The 17,517-nt window shown below is 41.5% G+C and carries 29 protein-coding genes; all 29 read left to right on the top strand.

Annotated elements, in window-relative coordinates:
* Positions 1 to 53: 53 nt before the first annotated feature.
* The 29 genes from rpsJ (at position 54) to AC0QT4_RS06940 (ending at position 17,374) form a co-directional block, all read left to right on the top strand.
* Positions 54 to 362, top strand: coding sequence for a 30S ribosomal protein S10 (gene rpsJ, locus AC0QT4_RS07080; RefSeq protein ID WP_005773267.1), 309 nt, complete (start codon positions 54 to 56; stop codon positions 360 to 362).
* 27 nt (positions 363 to 389) lie between these two features.
* Entirely contained in the window at positions 390 to 1,130 is a 741-nt protein-coding gene (gene rplC, locus AC0QT4_RS07075) for a 50S ribosomal protein L3 (protein ID WP_473201014.1), read from the top strand.
* Entirely contained in the window at positions 1,130 to 1,750 is a 621-nt protein-coding gene (gene rplD, locus AC0QT4_RS07070) for a 50S ribosomal protein L4 (protein WP_473201013.1), read from the top strand. The genes rplC and rplD overlap by 1 nt, the downstream gene beginning before the upstream one ends.
* Positions 1,747 to 2,040 carry a 50S ribosomal protein L23 gene (locus tag AC0QT4_RS07065; RefSeq protein ID WP_473201012.1) on the top strand — a complete coding sequence of 98 codons (294 nt, stop codon included), beginning with the start codon at positions 1,747 to 1,749 and terminating at the stop codon, positions 2,038 to 2,040. Before rplD ends, AC0QT4_RS07065 begins: the two co-directional genes overlap by 4 nt.
* 21 nt (positions 2,041 to 2,061) lie before the next feature.
* A complete protein-coding gene (rplB, locus tag AC0QT4_RS07060) occupies positions 2,062 to 2,895 on the top strand; it encodes a 50S ribosomal protein L2 (RefSeq protein ID WP_473201011.1) in 834 nt (277 codons plus the stop codon).
* 15 nt (positions 2,896 to 2,910) lie between these two features.
* Positions 2,911 to 3,189 (top strand): 30S ribosomal protein S19, encoded by a 279-nt coding sequence (gene rpsS, locus AC0QT4_RS07055; RefSeq protein ID WP_004855734.1) that lies wholly within the window; start codon positions 2,911 to 2,913, stop codon positions 3,187 to 3,189.
* Positions 3,190 to 3,191: 2 nt separating this feature from the next.
* Positions 3,192 to 3,581, top strand: coding sequence for a 50S ribosomal protein L22 (rplV, locus tag AC0QT4_RS07050; RefSeq protein ID WP_473201010.1), 390 nt, complete (start codon positions 3,192 to 3,194; stop codon positions 3,579 to 3,581).
* A complete protein-coding gene (rpsC, locus tag AC0QT4_RS07045; RefSeq protein WP_473201009.1) occupies positions 3,581 to 4,291 on the top strand; it encodes a 30S ribosomal protein S3 in 711 nt (236 codons plus the stop codon). Before rplV ends, rpsC begins: the two co-directional genes overlap by 1 nt.
* Before the next feature lie 36 nt (positions 4,292 to 4,327).
* On the top strand, positions 4,328 to 4,741 hold the full coding sequence (gene rplP / locus AC0QT4_RS07040; RefSeq protein ID WP_004859191.1) for a 50S ribosomal protein L16: 414 nt from the start codon (positions 4,328 to 4,330) through the stop codon (positions 4,739 to 4,741).
* Positions 4,742 to 4,753: 12 nt separating this feature from the next.
* Positions 4,754 to 4,954, top strand: a complete 201-nt coding sequence (rpmC, locus tag AC0QT4_RS07035) for a 50S ribosomal protein L29 (protein WP_241438650.1) — start codon at positions 4,754 to 4,756, stop codon at positions 4,952 to 4,954.
* Positions 4,955 to 4,965: 11 nt separating this feature from the next.
* On the top strand, positions 4,966 to 5,205 hold the full coding sequence (gene rpsQ, locus AC0QT4_RS07030) for a 30S ribosomal protein S17 (protein ID WP_473201008.1): 240 nt from the start codon (positions 4,966 to 4,968) through the stop codon (positions 5,203 to 5,205).
* Between the two features lie 146 nt (positions 5,206 to 5,351).
* The gene (gene rplN / locus AC0QT4_RS07025; RefSeq protein WP_004855715.1) at positions 5,352 to 5,720 is read left to right on the top strand and encodes a 50S ribosomal protein L14; all 369 of its coding nucleotides are present in this window, start codon (positions 5,352 to 5,354) and stop codon (positions 5,718 to 5,720) included.
* 12 nt (positions 5,721 to 5,732) lie between these two features.
* A complete protein-coding gene (rplX, locus tag AC0QT4_RS07020) occupies positions 5,733 to 6,047 on the top strand; it encodes a 50S ribosomal protein L24 (protein WP_473201007.1) in 315 nt (104 codons plus the stop codon).
* Positions 6,040 to 6,597, top strand: coding sequence for a 50S ribosomal protein L5 (gene rplE / locus AC0QT4_RS07015; RefSeq protein WP_473201006.1), 558 nt, complete (start codon positions 6,040 to 6,042; stop codon positions 6,595 to 6,597). Before rplX ends, rplE begins: the two co-directional genes overlap by 8 nt.
* Positions 6,598 to 6,621: 24 nt before the next feature.
* Entirely contained in the window at positions 6,622 to 6,927 is a 306-nt protein-coding gene (gene rpsN, locus AC0QT4_RS07010; RefSeq protein WP_473201005.1) for a 30S ribosomal protein S14, read from the top strand.
* Positions 6,928 to 6,941: 14 nt separating this feature from the next.
* Positions 6,942 to 7,340 carry a 30S ribosomal protein S8 gene (gene rpsH, locus AC0QT4_RS07005; RefSeq protein ID WP_473201004.1) on the top strand — a complete coding sequence of 133 codons (399 nt, stop codon included), beginning with the start codon at positions 6,942 to 6,944 and terminating at the stop codon, positions 7,338 to 7,340.
* Between the two features lie 38 nt (positions 7,341 to 7,378).
* Positions 7,379 to 7,912 (top strand): 50S ribosomal protein L6, encoded by a 534-nt coding sequence (gene rplF, locus AC0QT4_RS07000; protein WP_473201003.1) that lies wholly within the window; start codon positions 7,379 to 7,381, stop codon positions 7,910 to 7,912.
* Between the two features lie 12 nt (positions 7,913 to 7,924).
* Positions 7,925 to 8,287 carry a 50S ribosomal protein L18 gene (gene rplR, locus AC0QT4_RS06995; RefSeq protein ID WP_473201002.1) on the top strand — a complete coding sequence of 121 codons (363 nt, stop codon included), beginning with the start codon at positions 7,925 to 7,927 and terminating at the stop codon, positions 8,285 to 8,287.
* 114 nt (positions 8,288 to 8,401) lie between these two features.
* Entirely contained in the window at positions 8,402 to 8,950 is a 549-nt protein-coding gene (gene rpsE, locus AC0QT4_RS06990) for a 30S ribosomal protein S5 (protein ID WP_473201001.1), read from the top strand.
* Positions 8,951 to 8,981: 31 nt separating this feature from the next.
* Positions 8,982 to 9,188 carry a 50S ribosomal protein L30 gene (gene rpmD / locus AC0QT4_RS06985; protein WP_473201000.1) on the top strand — a complete coding sequence of 69 codons (207 nt, stop codon included), beginning with the start codon at positions 8,982 to 8,984 and terminating at the stop codon, positions 9,186 to 9,188.
* 20 nt (positions 9,189 to 9,208) lie between these two features.
* Positions 9,209 to 9,682: a 50S ribosomal protein L15 gene (gene rplO / locus AC0QT4_RS06980; RefSeq protein WP_473200999.1), complete on the top strand. Its 474-nt coding sequence runs from the start codon at positions 9,209 to 9,211 to the stop codon at positions 9,680 to 9,682.
* Positions 9,683 to 9,842: 160 nt separating this feature from the next.
* Positions 9,843 to 11,189 (top strand): preprotein translocase subunit SecY, encoded by a 1,347-nt coding sequence (gene secY, locus AC0QT4_RS06975; RefSeq protein ID WP_473200998.1) that lies wholly within the window; start codon positions 9,843 to 9,845, stop codon positions 11,187 to 11,189.
* Positions 11,186 to 11,764, top strand: coding sequence for an adenylate kinase (locus AC0QT4_RS06970; protein ID WP_473200997.1), 579 nt, complete (start codon positions 11,186 to 11,188; stop codon positions 11,762 to 11,764). The genes secY and AC0QT4_RS06970 overlap by 4 nt, the downstream gene beginning before the upstream one ends.
* A 178-nt stretch (positions 11,765 to 11,942) precedes the next feature.
* Positions 11,943 to 12,311, top strand: a complete 369-nt coding sequence (gene rpsM, locus AC0QT4_RS06965) for a 30S ribosomal protein S13 (RefSeq protein WP_273760554.1) — start codon at positions 11,943 to 11,945, stop codon at positions 12,309 to 12,311.
* A gap of 123 nt (positions 12,312 to 12,434) precedes the next feature.
* Positions 12,435 to 12,824, top strand: a complete 390-nt coding sequence (gene rpsK, locus AC0QT4_RS06960; RefSeq protein WP_241438667.1) for a 30S ribosomal protein S11 — start codon at positions 12,435 to 12,437, stop codon at positions 12,822 to 12,824.
* A gap of 94 nt (positions 12,825 to 12,918) precedes the next feature.
* Positions 12,919 to 13,932 carry a DNA-directed RNA polymerase subunit alpha gene (locus AC0QT4_RS06955; protein ID WP_473200996.1) on the top strand — a complete coding sequence of 338 codons (1,014 nt, stop codon included), beginning with the start codon at positions 12,919 to 12,921 and terminating at the stop codon, positions 13,930 to 13,932.
* Positions 13,933 to 13,957: 25 nt separating this feature from the next.
* Positions 13,958 to 14,386: a 50S ribosomal protein L17 gene (gene rplQ, locus AC0QT4_RS06950; protein ID WP_473200995.1), complete on the top strand. Its 429-nt coding sequence runs from the start codon at positions 13,958 to 13,960 to the stop codon at positions 14,384 to 14,386.
* Between the two features lie 265 nt (positions 14,387 to 14,651).
* Entirely contained in the window at positions 14,652 to 16,046 is a 1,395-nt protein-coding gene (locus AC0QT4_RS06945; protein WP_473200994.1) for a DegQ family serine endoprotease, read from the top strand.
* Between the two features lie 8 nt (positions 16,047 to 16,054).
* Complete coding sequence (locus AC0QT4_RS06940) at positions 16,055 to 17,374, top strand: replication-associated recombination protein A (RefSeq protein WP_473200993.1); 1,320 nt, start codon at positions 16,055 to 16,057, stop codon at positions 17,372 to 17,374.
* Positions 17,375 to 17,517 lie beyond the last annotated feature (143 nt).

The following is a 17,517-nucleotide window of genomic DNA, read 5'->3' as shown; positions in this document are numbered from 1 at the left end:
AAAACGCCTCTGTTATTAAGAGGTGTTTCTGCATGACAGGGAAATAAGAGAGCATGAACAGTCAAAATATCCGCATTCGCTTAAAGGCATTTGATCACAGAATTCTTGATACATCGACACGTGAAATTGTGTCGACTGCCAAGCGTACTGGTGCAAATGTGCGTGGTCCTATTCCGCTTCCAACGCGGATTGAGAAGTTTACAGTGAATCGTGGTCCGCACATCGATAAGAAGAGTCGTGAGCAGTTTGAAATGCGTACACATAAGCGTCTTCTTGATATTGTTGATCCAACACCGCAAACAGTGGATGCGCTTATGAAGCTCGATCTTTCTGCTGGTGTGGATGTAGAAATTAAGCTCTGAGGTTTGAGGACAGAAGGAACAGACCCGATGCGTTCAGGTGTAATAGCACAGAAGCTGGGCATGACCCGTATTTATAATGAAGCTGGTGAGCATGTGCCGGTAACAGTACTTCGTTTGGAGAATTGTCAAGTTATTGCTCAGCGTACAGTTGAAAAGAATGGTTATACTGCTGTTCAATTAGGTGTAGGCTTTACCAAGGTTAAAAATACTTCACAAGCTCTTCGTGGACATTTTGCTAAGGCTTCTGTTGAGCCAAAAGCAAAAATAGCGGAGTTTCGTGTAAGCCCCGATAATCTCCTTGATGTCGGTACTGAGATTACCGTGGAGCATTTTGTTCCAGGACAGAGGGTCGATGTGACTGGTACGAGTATTGGTAAAGGTTTTGCTGGTGTTATGAAACGGCATAATTTTGGTGGACATCGTGCATCGCATGGTAATTCAATCACACATCGTGCTCATGGTTCGACAGGACAGTGTCAAGATCCTGGTAAGGTTTTTAAAGGCAAGAAAATGGCTGGCCATATGGGGCAAGTTCGTGTGACGACGCAGAATATTGAGGTTGTTTCTACAGATATTGTGCGTGGTTTAATTTTGGTACGTGGTGCTGTTTCGGGATCTAAAGGTGCTTGGATTTTGATACGGGACGCTATAAAAAAACGTCTTCCTGATAATGTACCTAAGCCCGCTGGTATTCGCTGTCTTGAGAAAGAGAAAACGGAAATGGTTACTCCAGTGATGGAAACCTCTGTAACTGAGGGAGCTGAGTAATGGATCTTGTAATTAGAACCCTTGATGGAAATGAAGTTGGTAAGTTAAAGGTTTCTGAAGGTATTTTTGGTCTTGTTCCGCGTGAGGATATTTTGCAACGTGTTGTTCGTTGGCAACTTGCTCGTCGTCAACAGGGAACGCATCAATCGCAGGGACGATCTGATGTGTCACGAACAGGAGCAAAGATGTTTAAACAGAAAGGAACTGGGCGAGCTCGGCACTCATCTGCTCGTGCGCCGCAGTTTCGAGGTGGAGGTAAGGCGCATGGTCCTGTTTTTCGGAGTCATGCATATGATCTTCCTAAAAAGGTTCGTGCGCTCGGGGTGCGTCTTGCTTTGTCGGCAAAATTAAAAGCAAATAATTTAATTGTTGTTGATGATTTAAGTGTTAAGGATGCTAAAACGAGAATCCTTGTTTCTCATTTTTCTAAACTTGGATTTGATAATGCTCTTTTAGTTGGCGGCAAGGAGATTGATGTTAGTTTTTTTCGTGCAGCATCTAATATTCCTAATGTTGATATTTTGCCAATTCAAGGAATTAATGTTTATGATATTTTGCGTCGCAGCAAACTTGTTTTATCAAAAGCAGCTGTAGAGGCTCTTGAGGAGCGTTTTAGATGACAGACCTTCGCCATTACGATATAATTGTTAGTCCAGTTATTACTGAAAAGTCGACTATGATTTCTGAATATAATCAAGTTGCTTTTAATGTTGCGCCGAAAGCGACAAAGCCTGAGATTAAAGCTGCTATTGAAGCTCTTTTTAATGTTAAAGTTAAAGCGATTAATACGATAGTTCGTAAGGGCAAAGTAAAGCGTTTCAAAGGAATCGTTGGTCGGCAGAGTGATGTCAAAAAAGCGATCGTAACGTTGGCCAGTGGTCAGTCTATCGACGTTTCGACAGGTCTTTAAAGGGGCTCGGAGATAAAAACAATGGCACTTAAGCACTTTAATCCAACTACACCTGGGCAGCGTCAACTTGTTATTGTAGATCGCTCTTGTCTTTATAAAGGTAAGCCTGTAAAAACGTTGACAGAGGGACTATCGTCAAAGGGTGGACGCAATAACCGTGGTCGCGTTACTGCTCGTTTTCAAGGTGGTGGACATAAACGCAGCTATCGCTTTGTTGATTTCAAGCGTCTTAAACGGGATGTTACTGCAAAAGTTGAGCGTTTGGAATATGATCCGAATCGGACTGCTTTCATTGCGTTAATACGTTATGAGGATGGACAGCTAAGCTATATCCTTGCACCACAGCGTCTTGGTGTTGGTGATTCTATTATAGCTGGTTCAAATGTTGATGTTAAACCAGGTAATGCGATGCCTCTTGGTAATATGCCGGTGGGTACGATTATCCATAATGTTGAAATGAAGCCGGGAAAAGGTGGTCAAATTGCACGTTCAGCTGGCACTTATGCGCAATTGGTTGGACGAGATCAAGGGATGGCTATTCTTCGTCTTAATTCTGGAGAGCAGCGTTTGGTATCTGGGAGTTGTTTTGCAACTGTTGGTGCAGTTTCAAATCCTGATCATGGGAATATTAATGATGGTAAGGCGGGGCGGTCGCGTTGGCGTGGTAGGCGTCCACATGTTCGTGGTGTTGCTATGAATCCTGTTGATCATCCACATGGTGGTGGTGAGGGTCGTACATCGGGGGGGCGTCATCCGGTGTCTCCTTGGGGTAAGCCTACAAAAGGTAAGCGTACCCGCTCCAACAAAGCCACTGATAAATTTATTATGCGTACGCGTCATCAGCGCAAGAAATGAGAAAGGTAGTCTGAAGTGGTTCGTTCAGTTTGGAAAGGTCCGTTTGTTGACGGCTATCTTCTTGGAAAAGCAGAAAAGGTCCGTGCAAGTGGGCGCAATGAGGTTATTAAAATATGGAGCCGTCGCTCTACTATTTTGCCGCAATTTGTTGGTTTAACTTTTGGTGTTTACAACGGTAATAAGCATATTCCTGTTTCTGTTTCTGAAGAGATGGTTGGGCATAAGTTTGGTGAGTTCGCTCCCACGAGGACTTATTATGGGCATGGTGCAGATAAAAAAGCGAAGAGGAAATAGGAATGGGAAAAGCTAAAGTTCCGCGCCAGCTTAAGGATAATGAAGCAAAGGCGGTTACGCGGACAATTCGTGTTAGTCCACAAAAGCTTAATTTGGTTGCTGCAATGATTCGTGGTAAAAGAGTTAATGTTGCGCTCGCTGATTTGACATTTTCACGGAAACGTATTGCTGAAACTGTGAAAAAAACTCTTGAATCAGCGATTGCAAATGCAGAGAATAATCACGATCTTGATATTGATTCGCTCATTGTTGCCGAATCTTATGTTGGTAAGTCGATTGTGATGAAACGTTTTCATGTTCGTGGTCGTGGACGCGCTAGTCGAATTGAACGTTCATTTTCGCATCTTACTATTATTGTTCGTGAAGTTACCGAAAAAGTGGAGGCTGCATAATGGGTCAGAAGATCAATCCAATAGGACTTCGTCTTGGAGTTAATCGGACTTGGGATTCCCGTTGGTATGCTGATAGTGGTGAGTATGGGCGTCTTCTTCATGAGGATTTAGCAATTCGTTCATATGTGCTTGAAGAGTTAAAGCAAGCGGCTGTTTCTAAGGTTGTTATTGAACGTCCTCATAAGAAATGTCGTGTGACGATTCATTCGGCACGTCCAGGCTTGATTATTGGTAAAAAAGGTGCTGATATCGAAAAGCTTCGTCGTAAGCTTTCGGAAATGACAAATGCTGAGGCTTCGTTGAATATTGTAGAAATTCGTAAGCCGGAAATTGATGCTACGATTATTGCACAGTCAATTGCTCAGCAATTAGAGCGTCGTGTTGCTTTTCGGCGCGCGATGAAGCGTGCAGTTCAATCAGCTATGCGTCTTGGGGCGGAAGGGATTCGTATCAACTGTTCTGGTCGTCTTGGTGGTGCTGAAATTGCTCGTATGGAATGGTATCGCGAAGGTCGTGTTCCACTTCATACCTTACGTTCTGATGTTGATTACGGTACGGCAGAAGCTAAGACTGCTTATGGTATTTGTGGTGTTAAGGTTTGGGTCTTTAAGGGTGAGATACTTGAACATGATCCGATGGCTTCGGAGCGTCGTGCTACGGAAGCTGATCATTCTGGTTCTTTATCGAATCGTCGCCGCGAAAATGCTTAGTTTTTGTGATTGAACTAAAATTTGGAGTAAAGAGCAATGTTGCAGCCAAAGCGCACAAAGTTCCGTAAGCAGTTCAAGGGCCGTATTCACGGTGTTTCGAAGGGTGGTACGGATTTGAATTTCGGTGCTTACGGACTGAAGGCTGTTGAGCCTGAGAGGATTACTGCCCGTCAAATTGAGGCGGCGCGTCGTGCGATTACACGTTACATGAAACGTTCTGGTCGTGTGTGGATTCGTATTTTTCCAGATCTTCCAGTTACATCTAAGCCGACTGAAGTTCGTATGGGGAAGGGTAAAGGAAGTGTTGATTATTGGGCTACTCGTGTTGCGCCTGGGCGTATCATGTTTGAGCTTGATGGGGTTCCTGAAGATGTAGCGCGTGAGGCATTAAGATTGGGTGCTGCGAAGTTACCTATTAAAACGCGTTTCATCCAGCGTATTGCTGAATAAAGAGGTAAAGCGATGAGAGCCACAGAGTTACGGGCGCAAACGCTCGACCAAATGAAAGATGAATTGGTTAAGTTGAAGAAAGAGCAGTTTAATTTGCGCTTTCAGAAAGCAACGGGTCAATTAGAAAAGACTGCACGTGTTAGGCAGGTTCGTCGTGATATCGCGCGTGTTAAAACTTTTCTTCGTCAGAAGATAAACGAAAGTAAGGTTTAAGGAAATAAGAGATGCCTAAACGCGTTTTGCAAGGTGTTGTCGTAAGCGACAAGAGCGATAAAACTGTAGTTGTTAAGGTGGAACGGCGTTATTCCCATCCACTTCTTAAGAAGACTGTTAGACAGTCTAAAAAATATAAAGCGCATGATGAGAACAATCAGTTTAAGGTTGGTGATCAAGTTTCTATTCAGGAATCTAAACCAATTTCGAAAGATAAATGTTGGATTGTTCTGAAAGGCAGTGTAGCGTAGTTCATTGGGTTTATTGTTATAAAATTTAACGGTGGATTTCTTTCTATTGGTAGTTTTTGGACAATAACTTTATTGTTATTTGGCAGGCAAATCCGGGTGTGTTAGAGACATAACCGGATATAAATGTTAAGAGAAGGTGGCCAGTCATGATTCAGATGCAAACAAACCTCGACGTTGCCGATAATTCTGGTGCTCGTCGTGTCATGTGCATCAAGGTGTTAGGCGGTTCAAAGCGAAAATATGCTTCGGTCGGCGACATTATTGTTGTTTCAGTCAAGGATGCTATTCCTCGTGGCCGTGTTAAAAAAGGTGATGTGATGAAAGCTGTGGTGGTTCGTACTGCTAAGGATATTCGTCGTGCGGATGGTAGCGTTATTCGTTTTGATAGTAATGCTGCTGTTTTAGTTGATAATAAGAAAGAGCCGATCGGTACACGTATCTTTGGACCAGTTCCTCGCGAACTTCGTGGTAGGAATCATATGAAGATCATTTCCCTCGCTCCTGAAGTGTTATAAGGAGTGGTTGTTATGCAAAAGATTCGAAAAGGTGATAAGGTCGTCGTTTTATCCGGTAAGGATAAAGGGTGTAGTGGTGAAGTAATTAAGGTGAATCCAAAGGAAAATAAAGCTTTTGTTCGTGGCGTTAATATGATTAAACGTCATCAACGTCAAACGCAAAAACAAGAGGCTGGTATTATCTCGAAGGAAGCTCCAATCCATCTGTCTAATTTGGCGATTGCTGATCCTAAAGATGGTAGACCTACCCGTGTAGGTTTTCGTATGAATGCAGATGGTAATAAGATTCGTTTTGCCAAGCGTTCGGGAGAGTTGATTAATGGCTGATGAAAAACAAGCACCGCGCATGAAGACGCATTATTTTGAAGTTGTTCGTAAAACGCTTCAAGAGAGGTTTAGTTACAAGAATGCGATGCAAATTCCGCGGGTTGATAAAGTTGTGGTTAATATGGGGATTGGTGAGGCAACTGCTGATTCTAAGAAGCCCTCTATTGCTGCTGGGGATTTGGGTTTGATAACAGGTCAAAAGGCTGTTGTTACTCGTGCACGTAACTCCATTGCGACCTTTAAGGTCCGTGAAGGAATGCCACTTGGGGCTAAAGTTACATTGCGTAAAGATCGTATGTTTGAGTTTTTGGATCGTCTTGTTACGATTGCACTTCCACGGGTTCGTGACTTTCGTGGTCTGAATCCCAAAAGCTTTGATGGTCATGGTAATTTTGCTATGGGTATTAAAGAGCACATTGTGTTTCCAGAGATCAATTATGATAAAGTTGATCAAATTTGGGGCATGGATATCATCGTTTGTACGACAGCGAAAACGGATGATGAGGCGCGTGAATTGTTGCGTGCTTTTAATTTCCCTTTTCGTTCGTAACGGCAAATGTAGCGAGGTAAGGTTATGGCCAAAGTAAGTGCCGTTGAAAAAAATAAGCATCGTGAAGTGATGGTAAAACGTTATGCTGCGCGTCGTGCGCGTTTGAAAGCGATAGTTATGGATCAGAAGCTTCCTCTTGAAGAGCGTTTTAAAGCTTCTGTTCAGTTAGCTAGGTTGCCACGTAATTCTGCTAAAGTTCGTGTTCGTAATCGTTGTGAGGTTTCAGGGCGTCCACGGGCTTATTATCGTAAATTAAAAATGTCGCGGATTGCATTGCGGGAACTTGGCTCTATAGGCCATATTCCAGGCATTGTTAAGTCTAGTTGGTAAGAGGAGTTTACTCAATGTCTCTGTCAGATCCTCTTGGTGATATGTTAACGCGTATTCGTAATGCACTTGGTCGTAAAAAAAACAAAGTGATTACGCCTGCTTCTAAGCTTCGTGCGCGCGTTCTTGATGTTCTTCATTCTGAAGGTTATATTCGTGGCTATAAGCAAATCGATTTAGGTGGTGGAAAGTCTGAAATTGAAATCGAGTTGAAGTATTTTGAAGGATTAGCTGCTATTCGTGAAGTTTCGCGTGTTTCAAAGCCTGGTCGTCGTGTATATGTTTCTGCTAAGTCACTTCCTCAAGTGGCAAATGGTCTTGGTATATCAATTTTATCAACCCCTAAGGGTGTTATGGCCGATCATGAAGCGCGTGAGCAAAATGTCGGTGGAGAGCTCCTTTGTCGTGTTTTCTAAGTAATGTTAAGAAAACAGAAAAAAAGTAGGTTAGAACAATGTCTCGTATTGGAAAAAAACCCATTTCAATTCCTTCTGGGGTTACCGCAACTGTTGAAGGGCAGTTGGTTAAGGCAAAAGGTCCGAAAGGTGAACTGAGTTATGTCGTTAATGATGAAGTTTTGGTGAAATTTGAGGAAAATGTTATAACGGTTTCACCTCGGGATCAGTCAAAAGAAGCGCGTTCTAAATGGGGGATGTCGCGGTCAATGATTGAAAATATTTTTTGTGGTGTGAAAGATGGTTTTGAAAAAAAGCTGGAGATCAATGGAGTTGGTTATCGTGCTGCTTTGCAGGGTAAAGACGTTCAGCTGTCATTAGGTTTTTCGCATGATGTGATTTATAAAGTGCCATCAGGGGTTACGGTTACGGTTCCAAAGCCTACAGAAATTGTTGTTTCTGGAATTGATAAGCAGCAAGTTGGGCAAGTCGCAGCAGAGATTCGCGAATATCGTAGGCCTGAGCCTTATAAAGGTAAAGGCGTAAAACACGCAGATGAGCGTATCTTTCGTAAAGAAGGTAAAAAGAAGTAAGGATTTTGTATTATGGTTTCATCTAAGGACATTATCCAGCGTCGTGCGCGCCGTGTTCGTCGTAGAATCAAAATGGTTTCTAGTGGGCGTTTGCGGCTTAGCGTTTATCGTTCAAATCAAAATATTTATGCTCAAATTATCGATGATTCGCGTGGGCATACCCTTGTTTCCGCATCTACTCTTGAAGGTGACTTGAAAAAGTCATTAAAAAGTGGGGGTGATAAAGATGCAGCTTTTGCTGTTGGTAAGTTGATTGCTGAACGTGCAAAACAGGCCGGTGTTAAGGAAGTTGTTTTTGATCGAGGGGCGTATGTTTATCATGGTAGAGTAAAAGCCTTGGCTGAAGCTGCTCGTGAGAGTGGGTTGAACTTCTAGGGTATTTTATTGAGAAACTTAAGGAAGAAAATTTTAAGGTTTTTGGTATAAGTTCTTCTAATGTTTAGATAGAATTTTATTAGAGTGCTTCCGGAAAAGAAAAAGGAATGAGGAATGGCACAGAAAGAGCGTAGTGAGCGAGATGAGCGTGATGGTGAATTTGTCGATAGGCTTGTTCATATCAATCGTGTTGCTAAAGTTGTGAAGGGTGGTCGGCGTTTTGGTTTTGCTGCTCTTGTTGTTGTTGGTGATCAAAAAGGCCGTGTAGGTTTTGGTCATGGTAAAGCGCGTGAAGTGCCAGAGGCAGTTCGTAAAGCTACGGAAGCTGCAAAGCGTGGAATGATTTACGTTCCGCTGCGATCTGGGCGTACATTACATCATGATCTTGAAGGTCGTCATGGAGCAGGTCGGGTTTTGCTACGTTCAGCTTCTGCTGGTACCGGTATTATTGCTGGGGGACCGATGCGTGCTATTTTTGAAACTCTAGGTATGCAGGATGTTGTTGCGAAATCATTAGGATCTTCTAATCCTTATAATATGGTGCGTGCGACGTTTGATGCATTAAAACATCAAATGCATCCTAGAGATATTGCAGCTCAACGTGGTATCAAATATTCAACTTTGCAGGCACGGCGTCGGCATTTGGTTGATGCAGAAGGGTAGTTTCTGAGATTGTCAGAAAAGGAATTAGGAAATGGTTCAGAAAAAATCTCAGAGTGGTAAAACTGTGACGATAGAACAAGTTGGAAGTCCAATTCGGAATTCACAGATTCAGCGCGCAACCTTGAAGGGACTCGGGTTAAATAAAATACGGCGTCGGCGTGTTTTAGAAGATACCCTTTGTGTGCGCGGGATGATTGCTAAGGTTCGGCATCTTGTTCGTGTTGTAGATGAAGGTTAAAGGTTGCGGGAGTATAAGATATGAGACTCAATGAGCTGCGTGATCGCGAAGGCGCAACGAGAAATCGTAAACGTGTTGGGCGTGGGATTGGTTCTGGTACTGGTAAAACTGGTGGTCGTGGTGTCAAAGGACAGAAATCACGTTCGGGTGTTTCACTCAATGGTTTTGAAGGTGGGCAAATGGCTATTTATCGTCGTTTGCCAAAGCGTGGATTTAGGAATTTTTTTGCCAAAACGTATAATGAGGTTTCATTGGGACGTATTCAGTTGGCAGTTGATGCGGGTAAGTTGAATATTGAGAAGCCTGTTGATATCATTGCCTTGAAAGAGGCTGGGATTGTTCGTCGTATGAAGGGTGGGGTACGTCTTCTTTCTGATGGTGAGTTGAAAGCAAAAATTATAATTCATGTTTCTGGAGCTTCTGAAACTGCTCGTATTAAGGTTGAAAAAGCTGGTGGCCAAGTTGTTTTTCCTGAGGTTCTTTCGGCAAGCTAGCTTTGATATGGATGATGCTCTAGGAAAGCTTGTTTGCTTCAGTGAGGGTATTTTTTGAGGGTTATTGTTTTGGTTTGCATTTATTTATGTAAGGCGGTACAAATTTTAAGGGTTATGCTTCCGTGATTTAGAGAACTGAAGTGTGGATGGGAGACGTTTTATGGCATCAGCGGCAGAGCAATTTGCTTCCAATGTGAACTTTGGTACTTTTTCACGTGCAACCGAATTGAAAAAACGCATTTGGTTTACCCTTGCGGCGCTTCTTGTTTATCGCTTTGGTACTTATATTTCTCTTCCTGGTATCAATATTGATTCTTTACGGCAGACATTTGAACATCATGCCTCTGGTGTTTTGGGGTTATTTAATATGTTTGCTGGAGGCGCTGTTGGTCGTATGGCAATTTTTGCATTGGGAATTATGCCTTATATATCGGCTTCGATTATTGTACAATTATTAACTTCAGTTATTCCTTCGTTAGAAACCCTTAAAAAAGAGGGTGAACTTGGTCGTAAAATTATTAATCAGTATACGCGTTATGTAACAGTAGTTTTAGCGATTTTGCAAGCATTTGGTATCGCGGTTGCGCTCGAAACTGGTATAGGGACAGGGCTTCAAATTGTTGCTGAGCCGGGTCTTATGTTCCGTGTTTCTTCTGTTATTACCCTTGTTGGTGGAACGATGTTTCTCATGTGGCTTGGTGAGCAGATTACTTCACGTGGTGTTGGTAATGGAGTCTCTCTTATTATTTTCACAGGTATTGTTGCTAATCTTCCTTCTACTTTTGCTCAACTGTTGACCGCTCATAGTCAGGCTGATTTGTCAACTTTTTTATTAATAGGAATCGTTCTTATTGCGGTTTCTGTTATTGGAGTTATTGTTTTTGTAGAACGCGCACAACGGCGAATTCTCATTCAGTATCCAAAACGTCAGGTCGGTAATCAAATTTTTCAAGGTGATATGTCACATCTGCCTTTGAAATTGAATACTGCTGGTGTTATTCCGCCGATTTTTGCTTCATCTTTGTTGTTGTTGCCTGCAACGATTAATAACTTTTCTGATAAAATGCCTCAATGGATGCAGGCTATTTCTTATTCTCTTGGTCATGGGCAACCACTTTATATGATTGTTTATGCAATTTTGATGGCGTTTTTTTGCTTTTTTTATACAGCGATTGTATTTAATCCAAGTGATACAGCAGATCAGTTGAAAAAGCATTCTGGTTTCATTCCTGGCATTCGTCCTGGTGAGCGTACAGCTGAATATATTGATTATGTTTTGACTCGTATCACTGTTGTGGGGGCGATCTATATTATTTTGGTTTGTTTGTTGCCTGAATTTATGATATCTGCATTACAGGTTCCTTTCTATCTTGGAGGAACATCTTTATTGATTGTTGTTACTGTTACGCTTGATACAGTTACTCAAATTCAGGGACATCTTGTTGCGCACCAATATGAAGGTTTGATTAAAAAATCAAAACTTCGTGGAGGTAGAAGGAATCGATGAGAATTATTCTTTTAGGACCTCCTGGGGCTGGGAAAGGTACGCAAGCAAAAATGTTGACCGAGGAGTATAATATTCCTCAGTTGTCAACAGGTGATATGTTGCGTGAAGTTATTGCTAAAGAGACAGAGATTGGCAAAAAAGCTAAAGATACTATGAGTTCTGGTGCTTTGATCTCCGATAGCATTGTTAATCAAATTGTATCGAATCGAATTGATGAAAGTGATTGTGTAAACGGTTTTGTTTTGGATGGCTATCCGCGAACTGTAGGGCAGGCAGAAGCATTACAAAGCATTTTGCAATCAAAAAATATGCGACTTGATGCTGTTATTGAGTTGCGTGTTGATGAGCATGCACTGATTGAGCGAATGAAGAAACGGGTTGAGCAGGCAATGGCTGCTGGTGAACAGGTTCGTCCAGATGATAATTCTGTTGCATTTACGAAGCGATTAGTGGAATATCGTGAAAAAACAATTCCTCTATCAAGATTTTATTCAGAAAGGGGATTGTTGAAGGTGATTGATGGAATGATTGATATCAGTGAAGTATCGCGCATGATTAGAGAATCTCTTCAATAATAATTTTTTTTTAGAAATAAATGAAAAGTGTTGACTTTTTTTGTAAGATCTATCAAAAGGATCTTAATTTATTTCAGTGAAATATTAGGATTCGGAGTATGTTTGTGCCGGGTCACTTTTCTGTAAAGTACATCAGGTGTTTTACGGCTAATGTCAATATAAACCAAGGAGAGTAGGCGTGGCTCGTATTGCTGGCGTCAATATCCCGACAAATAAGCGTGTAATTATTGCGCTTCAGTATATTCACGGGATTGGACCAAAATTTGCTCAAGAAATTACTAAAAAGGTTGGTATTCCCGTAGGGCGTCGTGTCCATGAGCTTTCTGATGCAGAGGTGTTGCAAATTCGTGAGGCGATAGATCAGGGCTATCAAGTTGAAGGTGATCTTCGGCGTGAAGTTGCTATGAATGTTAAGCGGTTGATGGACCTTGGTTGTTATCGTGGTTTGCGTCATCGTCGTTCTTTGCCTGTGCGCGGGCAGCGTACCCATACAAATGCGCGTACCCGTAAAGGGCCGGCTAAAGCAATTGCCGGCAAGAAGAAATAATAGTCTTTTTTTAAAAAAGGTTTGTTTTTTTACATTTTGTTTCTTGTTAGTTCATTTTAATAAGAACAAAGAAGGTGGAGCTGCTGGTGTTACGGCGGTGAGGAGATCGTTGAAAGGAAGATTATGGCCAAGGAAGCCACACGTGTTCGTCGTCGAGAGCGTAAAAATATCTCATCAGGTGTTGTTCATATCAATTCAACATTTAACAATACAATGATTACTATTACAGATGCGCAGGGAAATACTATTGCGTGGTCTTCTGCTGGTGCTCAGGGGTTTAAGGGGTCACGTAAATCTACGCCCTTTGCAGCTCAAGTTGCTGCGGAAGATTGTGCTAGAAAAGCGCAAGAGCATGGTATGCGTTCTTTGGAAGTTGAAGTTTGTGGGCCTGGGGCAGGTCGTGAGTCTGCTTTGCGTGCGTTACAGTCTGTTGGTTTTATTATTACTTCTATTCGTGATGTAACACCAATTCCTCATAATGGATGTCGTCCGCGAAAAAGACGGCGTGTTTAATTGGGTGTTGTTTTTTGTTGTCAGAGACTCCTCTGATGTTCACATTGGTCGTTACGATTGAATGGTAGCGGAACTAAAGAACGGGAATAAAAATATGATCCAGAAAAACTGGCAGGAACTGATAAAACCCAATAAGGTTGATTTTTTTGCACATGATAATCCAAATGTTGTGAGCATGGTTGCAGAGCCTCTTGAACGTGGTTTTGGTTTAACATTGGGGAATGCACTCCGTCGTGTGTTGTTGTCGTCACTTCGTGGTGCCGCAATTACTGCTGTACAGATTGATGGAGTGTTACACGAATTTTCATCAATTTCAGGTGTTCGTGAAGATGTTACAGATATTATTCTTAATATCAAAGAGATTGCATTGCGCATGGAAGAAGAGGGTCCTAAACGTGTTGTTATTTGTAAAGAGGGCCCTGGTGTTGTGAGAGCTGGAGATATCAATGCTGTTGGAGATATGAAAATTCTGAATCCGGAGCATGTTATCTGCACCCTTGATGAAGATGCTGAGATTCGTATGGAGTTTATTGTCAATACAGGGAAAGGATATGTTCCGTCTGATCGTAATTGTGCTGACGATGCGCGGATAGGTCTTATTCCTGTTGATAGTCTTTATTCACCAATTCGTAAGGTCTCTTATAAAGTAGAAAATACACGTGAAGGGCAGGTTCTGGATTATGACAAATTGACGCTTACGCTTGAAACAAATGGCGCCGTGAGTGGGGAGGATGCTGTTGCTTATGCAGCACGTATTCTTCAGGATCAGTTGTCGTTGTTTGTCAATTTTGAGGATCCGCAGAAGCAAGCCGCTGAAGAGCCTGATTCAGAGCTTGCTTTCAATCCAGCGCTTCTCAAAAAAGTGGATGAATTGGAACTATCTGTTCGCTCAGCAAATTGTCTTAAGAATGACAATATTGTCTATATTGGTGATCTTATCCAAAAAACAGAAGCTGAAATGCTTCGGACACCAAATTTTGGACGAAAATCGTTAAATGAGATTAAAGAAGTTTTGGCATGTATGGGATTACATCTTGGTATGGAAATTTCGGCATGGCCACCGGAAAACATTGATGATCTTGCTAAACGCTATGAAGATCAGTATTAAAATTTAGAATTTAAGGAGAGAACTCATGCGCCATAGTAAGTCAGGTCGCAAGTTGAACCGGACTGCCAGTCACCGTAAAGCGATGTTTGCTAATATGGCCGTTTCGCTGATTGAGCATGAGCAGATTGTGACAACGTTACCAAAGGCTAAAGAAATCCGTCCTATTGTTGAAAAACTTGTTACACTTGGTAAACGTGGAGGATTGCATGCACGTCGGCAAGCTATTGCCGCACTTCGTGATGTGGATAAAGTTGCAAAATTATTTGATACGCTTGCGCCGCGTTATGCGTTGCGCAACGGTGGGTATTTGCGTATTATGAAAGCGGGATTTCGTACCGGTGATAATGCCCCTATGGCTGTTATAGAATTTGTTGATCGTGATGTTGAGGCAAAGGGCGCTATAGACCGTGTGCGTACGGAAAGTGTTGCAAATGAAAAAGAAACTTCTTCATAAAGAGAGAGTATTTTTCTTTTTGTTAAGTTTTAAAAAGCCGCCTTTTTAGGGCGGTTTTTTGTGGATGTTTTGGAGTTAACTTGACTTAAAAATATACATGGTGAGAAGATTATAGAATGTTGAATTATTTTATAATATTTATTGTTCGTATGGTTGTTTTTCTTCTTCATTATAAATATTAATAAAAATTCTTAGCTTATGGAGGATGAGAGGGTTTCTTATCTTATTAACATTAAAGAGTGGATTGGTTTTTAAGGAGTGAGTCATGAGGTATTCTCTTTTGGCGGGTCTTTTTTTCGCTATTATGGTACAGATGTCCTTTCATTGTGCGTATGCTCAAATTCCACAAACACAAAAAGAAATTACTCTTTCATTTTCTCCTCTCGTTAAAAAGACGATTCCATCTGTTGTGAATATTTATGCAGCGCGGCAAATTAGAGCGCGTTCGCCTTTTGAAGGAGATCCCTTTTTTGAGCAATTTTTTGGTCGATTCCAAAATAATCGTCCCTTGCGTAGACAATCTTCATTGGGATCAGGGGTGATTGTTGATGCACGTGGTTTGATCATTACTAATTATCACGTTATTAAGGATGCAGATGAAATTAAAGTTGCTCTTTCTGATGGACGTGAGTTTGAAAGTAAGGTTAAGTTAAGAGATGAAGAAACAGACATTGCTATTCTTGAAATTGATGCAAAGGGAGCTCAGTTTCCTATTCTTTCTTTAGGAGATTCTGATGCCGTTGAAGTTGGCGATCTTGTCTTAGCAATTGGTAATCCTTTTGGTGTTGGTCAAACAGTTACAAGTGGTATTGTTTCAGCCCAAGCACGGACACGTGTTGGCATTTCTGATTTTGACTTTTTTATTCAAACAGATGCTGCCATTAATCCAGGAAATTCTGGTGGAGCTTTGATTGATATGAAAGGACAATTAATAGGGATTAATACGGCTATTTATTCGCGTTCAGGTGGTTCTGTAGGGATTGGTTTTGCTATTCCATCAAATCTTGTAAAAGTAATGCTTGATACTGTGAAACGTGGTGGGAAATATTTTGTGCCACCTTATATTGGTGCATCTTTTCAAAATGTTACACCTGATATTGCTGGGGGCTTAGGTTTAGAACGTCCCTATGGTGCTCTTGTTATTGAAGTTATCGAAAACGGTCCAGCGGCCAAAGCTGGTTTGAAAGTAGGCGATGTTGTTTTGAGTGTGCAAGGGATGCGCGTTGATAGTCCAGACGGTCTTGGATATCGTTTGATGACAGCTGGTGTTGGGCACAGCCTTGTTTTAGAATATTTACGAAATGGAAAATTTTTAAAAACACAAATAACCATTTCATCGATACCGGAATCTGCATTTTTAAAATCTGAAAAAATTATTGATGAGGGGCCTCTTTCTGGTGCTGAAGTCTTAGATTTAACACCGCAAAATAGTCGACGTTTTCATCTTCCAATTTCTGCAAGAGGTGTTGTCATTACCAATATTGATGAAATGAGTAATGCTGCTGGAATTTTTCGGCCCAGAGATATTTTGCGTGTTATTAATGGTCATAAAATTCAAACAGTTAGTCAGTTAAAAAAGATTCTTATGCAAGGTCGTCCGCGTGTTTGGCAATTGGAGTATGAACGTGATGGTATGTATATTCGCCAATTTATTCGCTGAGGTTTTTTTTGAATAAAGATTTTTTTACTTCGTCTTTTGATTTTCAAGTTAATAAAAATCGGCCACTTGCGGAAAAATTGCGTCCACATTCTCTCAGTGAAGTCATGGGACAAAATCACTTGATTGGAGAAAACGGGGTGCTTTCACGTATGCTAGCAGTCGGTTCGATACATTCGATGATTTTTTGGGGACCTCCAGGCACAGGGAAAACAACGGTTGCGCGCTTGTTAGCGACTGAAACAAATTTTGTTTTTGAGCAAGTTTCTGCTATTTTCACTGGTGTTTCTGAGCTCAAAAAAATTTTTGAAGTTGCTCAGACTCGTTTTATGTCTGGATGCCAAACACTTTTGTTTGTCGATGAAATTCATCGATTTAATCGTGCGCAGCAGGATAGTTTTCTTCCTGTTATGGAGGACGGGACGATTATTCTTATAGGGGCAACGACGGAAAATCCTTCCTTTGAACTTAATGCGGCCCTTCTTTCTCGTGCACGTATTTTGACATTTCTTCCACATAATAATGAAAGCTTGCACATGCTTTTGAAGCGTGCTGAAGAAGTGCAGGGGAAATCTCTTCCTTTGGATGATGATGCTAGAGATGTTTTAATTGGGATGTCTGATGGTGATGCGCGGGCAGTATTAACATTGGCAGAGGAAGTTTGGTGTCTTGCACAACCGGGAGAGATCTTTGATGCTGTCTCTTTGCAAAAAATAATTCAGCGTCGTGCTCCCATTTATGATAAAGGAAGAGAGGGGCATTATAATCTTATTTCAGCGTTGCATAAGTCAGTTCGAGGATCTGATCCTGATGCCGCCCTTTATTATTTAACACGAATGTTTGATGCCGGAGAGGATCCTCTTTATATTGGGCGAAGATTGGTTCGTATGGCTGTTGAGGATGTTGGTTTGGCAGATCCGCAAGCCCTTGTCATTTGTAATGCGGCAAAGGATGCTTATGATTATTTAGGATCACCTGAAGGAGAATTGGCTTTGGCGCAGGCATGTCTTTATGTTGCGACCGCACCAAAATCAAATGCAACATATCTCGCTTATAAAGCAGCTATGCATTGTGCGCGCAAAAATGGTTCTTTGCCTCCCCCTCAGCATATCCTTAATGCCCCTACAAAATTTATGAAGGAAGAAGGATATGGGCACGGTTATCGCTATGATCATGATGAACCAGATGCTTTTTCAGGACAAGAGTATTTTCCTGAAAAACTTGGGCGCCAGATCTATTATCAACCACGAGAACGTGGTTTCGAGCGCGAGATTGCGAAGCGCCTTGAGTGGTGGAAGCAATTGCGCAAAAAACGAGCCAATCAAAAGTGAAATTTTAGTTGAAAAATTTTTTTATCGGTTTTGGGCTTATTTTACAGAAGTTATCTCATTACAATCTCCTGTTAATGGTCTCAATCATGTCTTAAATGCTTGTTATTTTTATAGAATAAAAAATTGGATCAAAATTTCTATAC

The organism is Bartonella sp. EBT8 (assembly GCF_055796165.1).
This window is presented reverse-complemented; position numbering and strand designations above follow the sequence as displayed.